This window comes from Micromonospora phytophila, assembly GCF_023656545.1.
In the GTDB taxonomy this organism is placed as follows: Bacteria; Actinomycetota; Actinomycetes; order Mycobacteriales; family Micromonosporaceae; genus Micromonospora; species Micromonospora phytophila.
In genome coordinates, this window is sequence record NZ_JAMOKF010000001.1 from 43,282 (window position 1) to 57,305 (window position 14,024).

General features: G+C 68.0%; 12 protein-coding genes and 3 pseudogenes. 10 read left to right on the plus strand and 5 right to left on the minus strand.

Annotated features, from left to right (window positions below; all coding sequences use genetic code 11):
* Positions 1-13 precede the first annotated feature (13 nt).
* The 6 genes and pseudogenes from NCC78_RS00210 to NCC78_RS00230 all read left to right on the plus strand — a co-directional run bounded on the left by NCC78_RS00210 (position 14) and on the right by NCC78_RS00230 (position 4,969).
* Positions 14-1,285 (plus strand): ABC transporter substrate-binding protein, encoded by a 1,272-nt coding sequence (locus tag NCC78_RS00210; protein WP_250790962.1) that lies wholly within the window; start codon positions 14-16, stop codon positions 1,283-1,285.
* Between the two features lie 151 nt (positions 1,286-1,436).
* A pseudogene (locus tag NCC78_RS32305) lies at positions 1,437-1,691 on the plus strand (helix-turn-helix domain-containing protein); the annotation flags it as partial.
* Entirely contained in the window at positions 1,643-2,266 is a 624-nt protein-coding gene (locus NCC78_RS00215; RefSeq protein WP_250790963.1) for a TetR/AcrR family transcriptional regulator, read from the plus strand. The pseudogene NCC78_RS32305 and the gene NCC78_RS00215, both read left to right, overlap by 49 nt.
* Positions 2,267-2,738: 472 nt before the next feature.
* Complete coding sequence (locus NCC78_RS00220) at positions 2,739-3,707, plus strand: hypothetical protein (RefSeq protein WP_250790964.1); 969 nt, start codon at positions 2,739-2,741, stop codon at positions 3,705-3,707.
* 217 nt (positions 3,708-3,924) lie between these two features.
* Entirely contained in the window at positions 3,925-4,413 is a 489-nt protein-coding gene (locus tag NCC78_RS00225) for a hypothetical protein (RefSeq protein ID WP_250790965.1), read from the plus strand.
* Between the two features lie 193 nt (positions 4,414-4,606).
* Positions 4,607-4,969, plus strand: a complete 363-nt coding sequence (locus NCC78_RS00230; protein ID WP_250790967.1) for a hypothetical protein — start codon at positions 4,607-4,609, stop codon at positions 4,967-4,969.
* 370 nt (positions 4,970-5,339) lie between these two features.
* Here the strand turns inward: NCC78_RS00230 and NCC78_RS00235 are convergent, their stop codons facing one another.
* Positions 5,340-5,678 (minus strand): hypothetical protein, encoded by a 339-nt coding sequence (locus tag NCC78_RS00235; RefSeq protein WP_250790968.1) that lies wholly within the window; start codon positions 5,676-5,678, stop codon positions 5,340-5,342.
* 862 nt (positions 5,679-6,540) lie between these two features.
* On the opposite strand from NCC78_RS00235, the gene NCC78_RS00240 reads away from it, so the two are divergent.
* Together NCC78_RS00240 and NCC78_RS00245 are read left to right on the plus strand one after the other, a co-directional pair.
* The gene (locus NCC78_RS00240) at positions 6,541-7,035 is read left to right on the plus strand and encodes a GNAT family N-acetyltransferase (RefSeq protein ID WP_250790969.1); all 495 of its coding nucleotides are present in this window, start codon (positions 6,541-6,543) and stop codon (positions 7,033-7,035) included.
* Between the two features lie 963 nt (positions 7,036-7,998).
* Positions 7,999-8,125: pseudogene (locus NCC78_RS00245) on the plus strand (IS5/IS1182 family transposase); the annotation flags it as partial.
* Between the two features lie 15 nt (positions 8,126-8,140).
* Here NCC78_RS00245 and NCC78_RS00250 read toward each other — a convergent pair.
* Complete coding sequence (locus NCC78_RS00250; RefSeq protein ID WP_250790970.1) at positions 8,141-9,187, minus strand: arylamine N-acetyltransferase family protein; 1,047 nt, start codon at positions 9,185-9,187, stop codon at positions 8,141-8,143.
* 90 nt (positions 9,188-9,277) lie between these two features.
* Here NCC78_RS00250 and NCC78_RS00255 point away from each other — a divergent pair, with 90 nt between their 5' ends.
* Positions 9,278-9,853 carry a DinB family protein gene (locus NCC78_RS00255; RefSeq protein WP_250790971.1) on the plus strand — a complete coding sequence of 192 codons (576 nt, stop codon included), beginning with the start codon at positions 9,278-9,280 and terminating at the stop codon, positions 9,851-9,853.
* 12 nt (positions 9,854-9,865) lie between these two features.
* Here NCC78_RS00255 and NCC78_RS00260 read toward each other — a convergent pair.
* The 3 genes and pseudogenes from NCC78_RS00260 to NCC78_RS00270 all read right to left on the minus strand — a co-directional run bounded on the left by NCC78_RS00260 (position 9,866) and on the right by NCC78_RS00270 (position 13,098).
* Positions 9,866-10,624, minus strand: a pseudogene (locus NCC78_RS00260) (IS5 family transposase).
* A gap of 131 nt (positions 10,625-10,755) precedes the next feature.
* A complete protein-coding gene (locus tag NCC78_RS00265) occupies positions 10,756-11,232 on the minus strand; it encodes a RidA family protein (protein WP_250790972.1) in 477 nt (158 codons plus the stop codon).
* A 465-nt stretch (positions 11,233-11,697) separates the two neighbouring features.
* Positions 11,698-13,098 (minus strand): hypothetical protein, encoded by a 1,401-nt coding sequence (locus NCC78_RS00270; protein WP_250790973.1) that lies wholly within the window; start codon positions 13,096-13,098, stop codon positions 11,698-11,700.
* Here NCC78_RS00270 and NCC78_RS00275 point away from each other — a divergent pair.
* Positions 13,091-13,903 carry an alpha/beta fold hydrolase gene (locus tag NCC78_RS00275; RefSeq protein ID WP_250790974.1) on the plus strand — a complete coding sequence of 271 codons (813 nt, stop codon included), beginning with the start codon at positions 13,091-13,093 and terminating at the stop codon, positions 13,901-13,903. The genes NCC78_RS00270 and NCC78_RS00275 overlap by 8 nt on opposite strands.
* The last annotated feature ends 121 nt before the right edge of the window (positions 13,904-14,024 follow it).

Below are 14,024 nucleotides of genomic sequence, written 5' to 3' on the forward strand. Positions count from 1 at the left end.
GGACAGGAGAACCATGTATTTCACCGCACGGCGCGGCCTAGCTGCTGCCACCGGCCTCGCGCTGCTTGTCGGCGCTTCGGCCTGCGCCAACGACGCCCAGCGGGCGGCCGAGAACGTCCCCGGTGTCACCGACAGCGAGATCGTGATCGGCACCCACCAACCGCTCACCGGCCCGGCCGCTCCCGGGTACTCCCGAATCTCCGCCGCCACCAAGGCGTACTTCGAGCACGTCAACAGCAAGGGCGGGGTGAACGGCCGGAAGATCGTCTACAGGGTGATGGACGACGGCTACAACCCTGCGAACACCGAGAACGTCGTCCGCAAGCTCGTCCTCGACGACAAGGTCTTCGCGCTCCTCGGCGGCCTGGGCACCCCCACCCACACCAACGTGCTGGAGTTCGTCAAGGCCCAGAAGGTGCCGGACCTCTTCGTCTCCTCCGGCAGCCGCGCCTGGAACCAGCCCGACAGGTACCCGACCACCTTTGGCTGGCAGCCGGACTACACGGTGGAGGGCAAGATCCTGGCCACGTTCGTGAAGAAGGAGTTCCCGAGCCGGAAGGTGTGCCACTTCGGGCAGAACGACGACTTCGGGCGCGACTCCCTCGCCGGCGTGGAGAAGATCCTCGGGCCGGTGGCGGCCAAGCAGACCTACACCACCACGAACCAGCAGGTCGGCCCGGCGATCGGCGCCCTGAAGGCAGCCGGCTGCGAGGTGGTCATCTCCGCGACCATTCCCGGCTTCACCGCGCTCGCCATGGGCCAGGCCGCCGCCCAGGGGTTCAAGGCTCAGTGGATCGTGTCCAACGTGGGCGCCGACTACACCACACTGTCGAAGCAGCTCGGCGACAAGAAGGTGATCCTGGAGGGCATGATCGCCGACAACTACCTGCCGATGGCCGGCGACGCGAACGACCCGTGGATCCGGGCGTTCCGGAAGATCCACGAGCACTACAACGCTGCCAACCCGCTCGACGGCAACGCCATCTACGGCTACTCGATGGCGTATACGTTCGTGCAGTCGCTGCTCACAGCCGGCACGGACCTCACCCGCGAGAAGCTGGTCGAGGCGGTGCAGAAGGACGGCTTCCGGGGGCCCGGCCTGACCCCGTTCCGGTACAGCAAGTTCGTCCACGCCGGCTACAGCGGCGTGCGGCTGACCAAGGTGCAGAACGGAGTGCAGGCCTACTTCGGTCCGACCTACATGACGGACGACGGCGAGGACCAGGTCAGGGAGTTCCCCGAGCCGCCGGTCGCACCGCCGGCCGACGCCATTCCGACATCCTGACCCCGACCGTCGGTCGCCAGGCCGGCGGAGCGACCGGAACGGGCCGCCACGGCGCTGTGGCGGCCCGTTTCCGTTGACGCTGCGCACATGCTGAGGCTCAGGAAGCCTCGTCGCCGGTCCCTCCGCGTCGCCCAGGAGCCGAGCCGGCGGCTTCAGAAGATCGGGCTGGGCGCTCGGTGTCGCCCAGCCGACACTGCCGCAGTCGGTGCGCGCGCTCGAAGGCGAACTCGGCGTCGACCTGTTCCACCGAGTCGCACACGGGTTGGTGCTGTCCTGCGCCGGCATCGGCAGGTTCGGCCCCGGCGCCGCCGGGCCGGGATGCCGCGACCGTCGGTCGTCGGCCCTACGCTGGACGCCATGCAGGACGCCGCCCTTCACGGTGCCGAGGTGCCCTCCCGCGAAGTGATCCTCGACGCCGCCGCGGCGCTGATGGCGCGGCTCGGCTACGCCGGTACCTCCATTTCGAAGATCTCCGCCGCCTCCGGTTCACCGGCCAGCTCGATCTACTGGCACTTCGGCAACAAGGACGGGATCTACCTCGCGGTGCTCCGCCGTGCCCGCGACAATCTCGTCGCCTCGCTCCCGGGGACTCCGGTCGGGGACACCGTGGGGGAGCGGCTCACCGCGTTCCTCGACGGCGCCGGCGCCGCGTTCGAGCGCCACCCGCACGACCTGCGGCTGCTGCTGGATCTCGGCATGCTGGAGCAGCGCGCCGGTGCCGCGGCAATCGCTGAGCTGGGGCAGTACCGGCTGGCCTTGCGCCAGTGGGCCACCGATTCACTCGGCCACGTCTTCGGCCTCGCCGACCGCCCGGGCGTCGCCGGCGAGCTCGCCCGCTTCATGCTCAGCGTGGTCGGCGGGACCGCGATCGCGCGCTGGTTTGACGGCCCGGTGACGTCGTTGCCCGTACAGCAGTTGCGCGTCGCCCTGGTGGCCCTCGCCCGCCATCACGGACTGCCGGTGGACGAGGACCCCCGCTAGGCCGACGGGCCCACTTTCGGCGTCGTGCAGGGGTGCTGCCAGGCCGGATCGTGCGAGGCGGGGCGCCCCGTGGGTGCGTCCTGTCGGCGCGGCCGGACCTGTACCGACGGCATCTGACCGAGTCGCTGGTCGGCCTCAACGGCGTGCGCAAGCATGCCGAGACATCCGACACGTCGTCGAACCGAACCAGTCTCGGTGGTCACTGGCTGATGGAGGACGGTGGGTGCGGCGGCACCGCTGCCGCGTCGGCTCCTGTCGGGTGGCCATGGTCACCTGGATCCGCGTGGTTTCGCCAGTGTGGGGAGATCCTCCCTCACGTTTCCTCCCGTGGCACCGAACGGTAACCAATCCATTGACATCCATCGCTTCGCTGGCCATCCTGGGTGAGTCAAGTTACTGAACGGTCACTATCCATATGCATCCGCATATGGGCGTTTTGGGACGTGAGCCCCAGCCAGTTAAGGAGGACATGGTGTCTCTGCGCAGACTGAACTTGGCGGTGGCCCTCGCGGTCGCCGTCGCCGGCACCGCGGTCGCCGGGATCCCGGTGGCCAGCGCCGCGGACAGCGGCGAGCAACAGCTCGCGACGACCGAGACGAGGACCATCCGGTACGGCCCGTGGACGATTCCCGCCGCCACCGGCCACACCCACGACGAGATGGGCGGCACCGGCAACCGAGTGGCGTTCAACATCGAGAAGCCCTGTACCAACTGCATGCTGACGGCGATCAAGCCGAACCTGGTGTACGAGGACGGCAGAAACGCCAACATCAACACCGGTCCGATGCTGCACCACGCCGTGATCGGCCAGTTCGGCGAGCCGGACCTGGTGTGCCGCCTCGGCGGACTGGGCCCGAAGCGCCTGTTCTCGTCGGGCAACGAGCGGACGCCGGTGACCCTGCCCGCCGGATTTGGGATGCGGATCGACTCAGGCGACCGCTGGAGCCTGGTGTACGACTTGATGAACCACGCCCACGCGGAGAGAACCGTCTACATCTCCATCGAGTACACCTACCTGACCGGCTCCGCCGCCCGGCGACTGACGCCGGTCACCCCGATGTGGTTGGACGTGGCCAGCTGCCTCAACCCGACCTTCGACGCTCCCGCCGGAGACACCACCCGAACCGCACGGTGGACGTCAACGGTGAGCGGTGAGGTCGTCTACATGAAGGGTCACCTGCACCACGGTGGTAAAACCATCACGGCCACCAACCTCACCACCGGTCAGCGAATCTGCGAGGTCGCCGTGGTCCAGGGCGGTTCGCCGGAGTTCATCGACGAGCACGGCAACGCCGAAATCTCCAGCGCACCCCCCTGCATCGGCTCTCCGATCCAGACCATCCGTCGCGGCGATGTCCTGGAGATCGCGGCCCGCTACGTCGCCGACCATCCGCACGAGGACGTCATGGGCATCATGACCGGTTGGATCGCCGAGCGCTGACGACACCACCGACGACGCGCCGTGGGCGGGCCGCAGCAGGACACGGCCCGCCCACGCCGTTCCGGCACCACCCACCACCGTTCCCCACGCACCCTTCGTCGATGACCGCCAGGCCGTGGGCCGGATCCCCAGCACTGCGGAGATTGCCATGACAGCTCTCGACGGCGTCCCTCGGCTGCGCCGCTCCCGACTCCGGCACCGGACCACCTCCTTGCTTGTGGCGCTGTCGCTGTTGGTCGCCTGGACGGCGATGTTCCTTGTCGCCCCACACGTAGGGGTGAGCGCGGGTGTCCGGCAGTTGGCGCTCTTCGCCCATCTGGCCGCGCTGGTGCTGGGCTTCGGCGCGGTGCTGACCCTGGACTGGTTCGCTCTGCTGTGGCTGCTGCGACGCCGAACCCTGGCGACCGTCATGCAGGTCGCACGCGGCGTCCACACACCGATCTGGCTCGGCCTGGGCGGACTGACGCTCAGCGGGGTGGTCCTCGCGCCCGACACATCCACGCCCTTGACCGTGGTCAAACTCGTCGCCGTGCTCGCCGTGGCGATCAACGGCCTCTGCGCGCGGCAGGTCCAGCGGCGGTTGGCCGAACTGAACCGGAAGAGCCCACCGCTCAGGCTCCTGCTGACCGCCGCCCTGGTCATGGTGATCTCTCAGGCCGGCTGGTGGACCGCCACCACCATCGGGTTTCTCAATGCGCAGCAGTAAAGGGACCCAACCCGAAGCTCAGCCATGGATCGAGGGGCCCGGACCGCAGCCGGAACGAAGGCAACTCAACCTCGGGTCTAAGCCGCCGGCGAGTAGGACGACGAGATCAGCTTCCTGCCCTCGACGGCGTTGCGTGCACCACGTGCCGCGTGAAGACTGAGTCACCACCTCGTGCGATTGGAGCGGAGGGCGCATGTCTGGCGAGCGGATGACCAGGCCGAAGCGAAAAGCCCTCGTCGCAGTCGCGGTCGCTGTGGTCCTCCTGATCAGTGTCTTCGCGGCGGTGACCGCCATGCGTCGTGCCCAGGAGTTCGAAGTGGCGGTGAACGCCTACAACGCACGCAGCGACCCCAAGGTCCTCGATGCACGCGTCGAGATGCATCCCGAATTTGAGATCGTGCGCACGGACGCTGACTACCAGGGCGATCGTGTGATCTTGCACGTAGTCGCGCGGCAGCCGACATTGTGGTGGTCGGGCGGCGATTACGCCGAGGTGCGATGGGTGCGGGTGAGGCTGACGAGCCGCTCGGCGACCGGCAGGTACTGGATGCTGTGAGCGGCAGCCCTGTGCCATGAGACTGATCCCTCGGTTACGGGCCGGTCCGACTGTCTGGCAGTCCGCAACAGGTCGGCGGACGGCGGGGGAGTGGTGTGAGATGTCGAGAGCTTTTCCACCGCGCCTGAAGTGCTCGCCCGCACGGAAGCGCACCGCACCCGGCCGCGCCTGGACACGGACCCGGTGGGAAGCGGTCTTGCCACCGGCCGGTGGCTCAATATGCGCCCGATGATCTCGGAGGCCCAGACGTGCATCGGAACGAAGGCACGGCCCACGTCCGGTGGAGCTGACGCTGAGGCTGATGCTGCGCCGTCAATACTTCAAACCGTCGACCGGCTCAGATGGCCTCGACAACCAAGGGCGTAGTCCACTACCAGGCCTTCCCGCGGATCGGAGGGACGTCGAGGTCGTGGTGCCCGCCGCGGCGCTCGGCGAGCAGTTGGCGGCGGATGGTGCGCCAGGTGACGCGCTCCTGGCGGTGGGCGAGCTTGCGGTACGACTGGAAGCTGCAGAGCTGGCAGCCGCACAGGTTCGGGGCCTGGGCCGACGGCTGCCGGGAGCAGCGGGTGCGGATCTGGCGGTGGGCGGCGAGAAAATCGTCGAGGTCGCACGGTCCGCGGCCGTGCTCGTGGACGTCAGTGAACCAGTGGCGCACCAGCGGGTCTCGCCGCTGCACGCGTTCGGGTCGGTGGATGTCGGTACGGGCCATGCGACGACCTGCCCTTCGGCCGCCCGCGCACCGTGCGCGGGGCTAACGCCTGCCTGACATGTCGATCACCTCCGGAGGGGGAAGCGGAATGAGTGGGTCCAGGGTAGGGGTTAGGTCCGACCGGCGTCGCATCGGTGCGCGATCCGCTTCAGAGGCGGTAACCACAGCTGCTTGCCGCGGCCGAGCCGGTAGGCGGGGGGCGGCGGCGCAGCGGCCGTGGTCGGCCGGCCGGCGCACCACTGACGGTGGAGACCGCGGCGACGGCTCAGGGCCCGCCTGAGCCGTCGCCGTGTTCCTCGGCGCCGGCCCCGTCGATGTCCATCTGCGGCCGTCTGCCGATCTTGCACGCTGGTGGGACGCGGTACGGCTAGCGGTAGTGGTAGCGCCGGACGTGCCAGGCGAAAGCCCAGTCCAACCCGGGGATCACCATGCGACCCAGTCGTACGTCTTCCGCGCGGCCGGCACGGTGGGCATTGCTGCGGGGTCCCTCAGAGCCTTGCCGTGGCGTGGTCAGTTCGGCTCCGTCGATGGTGGGCGGGTCCTGCCGCGCTTGCTTGACTTGTACGCGGCATCCATGGACGAGTATTTCGCCGCTCGGGCGATCATTCCGTGCTCGGTCTGGTCGGCGAGGTAGGCGAGGGCGCTTGCCTCTTCGGCCAGGTCGTCGTGCAGGTGGGCCGGCGCTGCAGGTAGGGCGTGGGAGAGGGCGTCCTGTGCCTGACGGATCTCGGCGAGTGCTGCTCTCCAGCAGTGGCAGCAGCCAGAGGAGGCGTTCTTGCGCTGACCTGACGCGTCTGGTCGTCACACCGCGTTACCGGATACCGGGTTGCCTGCTCCCCACACCTGCGACACCCTTCACCGCATGATCGAGACGCGTGTGCTCAGCGAGGACAATTGGAAGATGTGGCGAGAGCTGCGGCTCGCTGCGCTCGCGGAGGCGGCGTACGCGTTCGGTTCCCAGTTGGCGGACTGGCAGGGCGAGGGCAATCGTGAGGAACGCTGGCGCGGTCGGCTGGCCATCCCCGGCTCGTACAACATCATGGCGATGCTCGACGGGCAGCCCGTCGGGATGGCCAGCGGGGTGCCGACCGATCAGGACGGCGTCGTCGAGCTGATCTCGATGTACGTGGCGCCGGTGGGACGTGGCCGGAGCGTGGGCGACCACCTCGTGCGGGCGGTCGAGCAGTGGGCTCGGCTGGTGGGCGCGGAGACGCTGCGCCTGGCCGTGGTGGAGGGCAACAAGAACGCCTGGACGCTCTACCAGCGGAACGGCTTCCGTGACACGGGTGAGCTTGGCGACCTCATGCCCGACGGCGTGCGTCGGGAGCACACATTGACCAAGAGTCTCGTGGCTTAGCGGTCGGCCGTCGACCGAGGGACTCCGACCAAAGCTTCACAGTAGGTAGCCAGCGCGTCGGGGATCGCGTAACCCATCAAGCGGAGTCAACCGGAAGACGGGCAAAACAACGCCAGCGGGTCAAACCCCTAGCCTTGACCGGCCCCGCTCCTTCATGGATGGCAGATCAGTCTCGGGACGTGCGTGACACATCCGGCTAGACGATCATGTCCTTGACGCTTGTGCGGCTATCTCGTTGCCTGCTGAGTGGTCTGGTCAGGAATCGGTGCGGCGCAAATGTGGTTCGCGAGAGCGTTCTGGTAACGCGTCCACAGAGTCATGATCCATAGGTTGGAGCCGGGGGGTGGCTCCGACGTCATGAGGGGTGACGGGGCTGTTTCGATGAGGTGCAGCAGGGACCAGGCACCTCCGAAGCAGTCGTCATCTCCGAAGCATGTTGCCAGGAGTTGGGCCTCCTCGTCGGTGACGGGTGGGGCGATCGCGCGCAGGAGTTGCTGTCTCTCGTCAAGATCCGCGATCCCGTCCTCCGACAGGTCCTGCTCTGATGGCAGCGGGCCCTTCCGGTGAAACTCACGAACCTCGTCCCTGATTGTCATGGGCTCCTCCTCGCGCTAGATCATTGTGCACCGCCCGATCGTCGGCCAGCCCGCGGCGGTTCGGGTTTGCGGACTTTGAAGCGGGTGATGTCCCTGGCCGTGGCCGACGACCTCCGTCCGGGCAGAGCCGAGTGGGGTGGGGCCTGTCCGGTCAAGGTCGTTCAGCCGCTGGGTGCTCCACCTTGACCGGGCAGGCCCCACCCACTCCACGGTGTGCGGAGGAAGGCCGACGGGATGGCTAGGAGGCGCAGCGGGGGACTCGCCCAAAATCAGCTCTCCGCCGGAGCGGTGTCAATTTGGTGGCTCAGGCTGGCGTACTACGCGGAGAACGTCCGGGATACGGACGGCGTGTGCGCCGAGTTGAGATAACCAGGTCGAACCCTGCTTCAACCGGATCAAGCAGTGGCGTGACCTGGCCACCCGCTATGCAAAACGAGTCAGTTATCTACCGAGCGTGTCTGGTCCTGATCGCCACGCTTATGTGGCTCGCGTGACCGGCAGGACAGGGCCTACGCAACCCGATCTGCCTGAGCGGCCACCCACTGCTCGTGCGCGGCGCTCACCCGGGCCCACAGCCGGGCGCGCGCGTCCCGGTCCACGTCCGACAGCCGCAGCCCAAAAACGTCCGCGAGCACAGCGAACCACTCGCCCTGGCTGTCGAGGATCCTCGGGGTCCGCCCGGCCGCGTCGAGTCGCTCGAGCACCCGCCCGCGCAGCATGTCGACGCCGCGCTCGTCCTGCCGCCCGAATGTCAGCTTCCGCACGAACCCGGATGCGGGCGAGGTCGAAAGGTGCCGGTGTGCGGCGGCGAACGCCTCGATGCTCACCGGTTCCGGTGCGAACACCATCGACGAGAACACTCCGCGCACGTCGTGGACGAACCGCCAGCCTCCCGCTCGAGCCGCCCACGGCTCGAGCCGATAGGTGAACGGGCCCTGCTGGCTCACCCCTGCACGCAGCGGCATCGGCTCGTGCGGCGCGTCGACCAGGCCCGGGTCAACGAACCAGGTCTCGCCCTCGCAGCGCACCACCAGCACCTGATGGTTGATATCCAACCCGGGTGCGTCCTCGTCGGGGCCGGGCCCGCGCACGTCGCCGACATGCCGGGTCACGTCGTACCCGAGGCAGGCCAGCAGCGTGCCGAATGCGCCGTTGAGATGGAAGCAGTACCCGCCGCCACCACCGACGATCCGGGCGATCGACTCGACCGGATCCACGGTGGTCGGCCGTTCCAGATGGATCTCGAGGGTGTCGTAGGGGATGCACTCCCGGTGCGCACGGTGAGCGGCGAACAGCCACGCCACGTCGGGGCGCGCGGGCCGCTCAAGCCCGAGCCGGCCCAGATACCCGGCGACGTCCGCGCGTGGATCGGCAGGGACGGTCAGGGCCGGGATCGGGGTCGGGGAGATCACGGTCATGTGCCGAGGGTATATCAGCGCGCCGTTGACGCCCGCCGCCGCGGTACTGACCCGCGGGCCCTGCGCCGGGGACCTTCTGATCGCCTCAAAGGCAAGGGCAGCCTGCGGCCAAACAAGCGCTCCCCAAGGCTCGAACACAGCCTTCGCCTAGGGCGTGTCCTGCCGATCATGAGCTCCGTGGATCATCCGGGGCAGCGCCGACACCCAACCGGATGCCATAGTGCCGCGATGAAGGCAGACCTGCACAGTTACTTGAAGGGCGGCCGCGACGCGCTGCTGTGGAAGCTCGACGGGCTCAGCGAATACGATATTCGGCGTCCGTTGACCCGGACCGCAACCAACTTGCTCGGTCTGGTGAAGCACTCGGCGGCCATGGAGATCCTCTACTTCGGCGTCGTGTTCGGCCGGCCGTTCGAGCAGGAGCTGCCGTACGTCGGCGACGGAGCGGAGACCAATGCCGACATGTGGGCGACCGCGGATGAGACCCGCGAGGAGATCGTCGCACTGTACCGTCGCGCGATCGCCCACGCCGACACCACCATCGAGGCCCTTGCACTGGATGAGGTCGGCCGCGTGCCGTGGTGGGGCGATGCAGCGGTCACGTTGCACCACGTCCTGGTCCACGTCATCGCGGAAACACAACGGCACGCCGGCCACGCTGACATCGTGCGCGAACTCATCGACGGCGCGGCCGGGCTGCTGCCCAGGAACGACAACCTGCCCCCCGCCGACGAGTCATGGTGGCTGAACTACCGCCAGCGAGTGGAGCAGGCTGCCGTCGACGCCAGCAAACGCAGCAACTAGGTTTTCTGCCGATCATGGAAGCCAGATGACAGCGGCGATGAGGACGAGGCTGGCCCGGTAGAGGGATGCGCGTTTGGCGTAGCGGGTGGCCAGGTCTCGCCACTGCTTGAGGCGGTTGAAGCAGCGTTCCACCACGTTGCGCTTCTTGTAGACCGCCCCGGTCGAAGGCGGGTGGCCGCCCGCCGGCGCTGCCCTTGGCGGCCCGGCGGGCGACCTGGTCCGAGCGTTCCGGGATGACGTGCCGGATCCCGCGGTGCCGCAAAGCGCGGCGGGTGGACTCGTGGGCGTAGCCCTTGTCGGCGATCAGCACGTCGGGGCGTTTGCGGGGTCGGCCCGGTCCCGGCTCGTTGACGCAGATCGCGTCCAGCAGCACCAGCAGCTGGGGGTTGTCGCCGGCCTGACCTGGGGTGAGCAGAATCGACAACGGCCGGCCACGTCCGTCGACGGCGAGGTGGATCTTCGTGCTCAGCCCGCCTCGGGACCGGCCGATGGCCTCGCCATCTTGCGCACCAGGCGTCGCCGCACTGGTCGGGGAGCGAGGATCCGATCCCACGTCCCGTCGGCCGTCCACCGACGCAGCCGTTCGTGGCAAGACTTCCACGGCCCGAACCGTTCCGGCAGGTCACGCCACGGCGCACCCGTACGCAGCTTCCACAGGTTCCCATTGATGACCTGACGGTGATCCCGCCACCGCCCCCGCGCACCACTCGGCTCGGGCAGCAACGGCGCGATCACCGCCCACGCCTCATCGGTCAGCTCACCACGACGCACCACCGGCACATCGTCAACGACCAACCCCTACAAGATCGGCAGGACAGGCCCTAGTCCGCTGACATCAGCAGCTCTGTTGACAAGCTGCTCAGAGGCCAAGGGGCACTCGATGGCCGCCCCTGTCCACGACCTCACCGCGGCACCACAGCGATAACGTCGATCTCAATCAGCATCCCGTCCAGCGCCAGGGCGGGCACCGGGATCAGAGTCCATGCCGGTTTCCGGTCACCCCATACGCGATCGAACTCCTGTTTCACCACCCCAAACTTCTCCTCGTTGTGGTCAACGACGAGGAGGTTGAACTTCGCTACGTCCGACATCGTGGCGCCGGCGGCTGCAAGCACAGTTGCCGTGTTGGCCAGCGCTTGCCTGAGCTGCGTCCCGAAGTCCTCCGCCAGAGTGCCGTCCTCAGTCTCGCCGCCTTGTCCTGCCGGAAGGATCATCCGCCAGTCGGCCGGGAATACCGCAAGATGCGAGTAGGCGTTCGGCCGAGGATCGTAGAGACCCCTTGGGTTGATGAACGTCAGTTCGTCAACTTCTCCCGCGTGAACGTCATGGGCCACGTCGTTTTCCCCCTCTGCGCCTGCTGCGAGGACGCCTGCCCTCAAGTACCTAGGGTGGTCACGAAAGGTGCTTGTATCGTTACCCGCAGTCATCGCGAGTCTAGTGCTCCTGCCATGGCTGGCGGGGTCGGAGTCTGCGCAACCTGCTACTCGACCGCGCAACCGACGCGGGAGCCGGATGCGATCCGATCGTGACATTGGGCTGGGTTGTCCGGTGGCGCAGCGCGTCCCACGTGCGAGGGATTGCCTAGGCACTTCGACTCGGTGACCTTTTCGGTGGAATCCGAAGGCGTCGGCATTGCTGGCTCACGTTTGCCAGGCGTGCGACGTCCGCACATGCCACAAGTAGTGCAGTCGGTCATGCCGCTCGTCATCGTTGAGCCACTCGATGTCGGTACGGGTGGTGCGGTGTTCGCCGGCCCCTCGATCCAGGGCCTTTTCGCAGGCCGCCCCCTACGCCCGCACGTTCGTCACGTAGACACCCGACCCGCTGTGCGGGAGCCTTTGCACTCAGGTGGTGTGGAGTTGCACCCGCGGGTATCGGCCTGGTGCGTTGCGCACGAACTTCTCGAAGGCGGCCAGCGGCAGGGGCTTCGGTATGGGGTGGCGGTGCGGGATTGCGCGTATCGCACGCTGGTAGCTGAAGAACACTTGCGGGTCGTTGGGATACCGGTTGGGTGATACACCTGCGAAGACGCCGGCGATGCGGGCTCGCCGTAGCAGCTCACGCCATTGGTCGGCGCTGGCTATGCCCACCGAGTCGACACCGTGGCAGAACAACCCCAGGTGCAGGTAGTCGTATTGCTCGCCGCTGTTCAGATAGCGGTGCACAGCGTCGAGAGACGGTTGAACAGGGAAAGCGGTCCAGTAGGGCACGGCGCCGGTGCGTAGGGTCCACCACGGGTCCAGCAGCATGAACGAGTCGATCAGCAGCCGGTCACCCGGTAGGTCGCGTTGCCGGTACCACCAGCGGTACAGGTCCGCGATCAGCGGGCTGAGGTTCTCAGGCTCGTCGAACACCAGCCTGCTCAGCCGGTAGCCGTGGCGGTCGGCGAAGGCGGCGAGATCGTCGTGAAGCGCCGGCTCGAAGCCCCATTCCGCTTCCGGGCTCTCGCCGTCGGCTGGCGGCGCCTGCCACTTGCTGACCGGGGCGCCGTAGCGGTGAAGATATCCCGCGACCCGCGGCCCTCCGTCGCGGTACTCCTGCGGTGACATGCCGCCGACGGCACCGAACTGGAACAGATGCCGCTCACCAATGCGGCTCGTGGGCCACCGCTGGCCGCATTCGGCCGTCAGGATGACGCCGCCTGGTTCGAGAACCTCGGCGAGGAACTTCTCGTACGCGCGACCCAGCCGGATGCGTTTGACCCGAAAGTACGCCATTCGGCGCAGCGTGAGCCGATCCTGGCTCGGATCATGCATGTGATGCAGCACCAGATCGGGGTTGCGATCGAGCATCGCGCGGGCGGTGGAGTCGAACGCGTGCGCGGCCAGCACCGGATCGTCGGGCGGAACCCCACGCTGGCGTACGGGCAACAGCAGCGTCTGCGGCAGCCAGGGCACACCCAGCGCGGCGCAGAGATGGATCAGCGCACCATCGGAGGACCCGATCACCACCGCGGGGTAGCGGCGGCGCGGATACAACCCGGCAATCGATCCCGCCACGGCGTCGATGTCGATCTTGGCAATATCCGGCTCGGGACGTCCCTCGGCGCCGCTGAACACGCTGTAGATCCACTCACGGGTGCGCAGCGGCAGCCTCGCGGCAACCATCGCGGCCGGCCGCAACACCCGCAGGGCGGGTTTGCCCAGCGGCGGCGTGTCCCGCCCGTGCAGGAACCGGGCCAACGCAACGACCATCGCGGACGCGGAGTCGAAACCGGCGATCTCACGCGGCAACTTCATGAGCACCTCCGGCCGAATCATGCCCGCCCGCACGGGTATCAAGCAGGCCATGCCCAAGTTCCCGCGCGATGTGACCACGTCGTACCACGACGGGATCCTGGGTCGGATGCGCAGCCGCGCGATCGGTGCGCCACGACCTGGCGTCCCGGAGGTCGTGCTCGTGCAGGGCATGGCCGTGGCCGACTATCTGCTACCAGGCCTGGCCGCGTTCGCCCAGTGGACCCGCGCGCACCTGGTGGAACTGCCCGGATTCGCCGGCAGCGGCGATCCGCCGCACGAGTTGTCGGTGCCGGAGTTCGGCCACGCCGTGGCCGACTGGCTAACCAAGCGCGATCTTGGCCCTGTTGTCCTGGCGGGGCATTCCAGCGGCACCCAGGTAGCAGCCGAGGCCGCCGTGATCCACTCCGGCGTCGCCGGGCTGGTACTGGCCAGTCCCACCGTCGACCCCGTCGCCCGCGGCCCGCTGCGTCTGCTTGTGCGTTGGCAGCTCGACGGCCGGCACGAACCGCCGGGCCTGACCGAGTCGCATCGGCCGGAGTGGAAACGCGCCGGCCTGCGTCGACTGGTCCACCTGGTGCGGGCTCATCTGCGCCATGTCATGGAGGAACCATTGGCGCGACTGACCGTGCCGCTGCTGGTCCTGCGCGGCGAGGAGGACCGGCTGAGCACGCCGCAGTGGGGGCGGCGACTGACCGGTATCGTCGCGGACGGCCGGTACCGCGAATTTCCGGGCGCTCACACGTTTCCCTGGCTGGACCCGCAGGCGTGGTCGGAACCGGTGCGCGCATTCGCCCAGACGGTGCGGCCGTAGGACAACCGTGCCCGCGCCACGGTTCGCCGGGCGCCAGGTCGATCAAGCTACTTGCCGCGGGCCTTGCAGGTGCTGCTGTTGTTGGCCTCGCGGGTGGCGTTGACCAGGTCGGTCTTGTTCA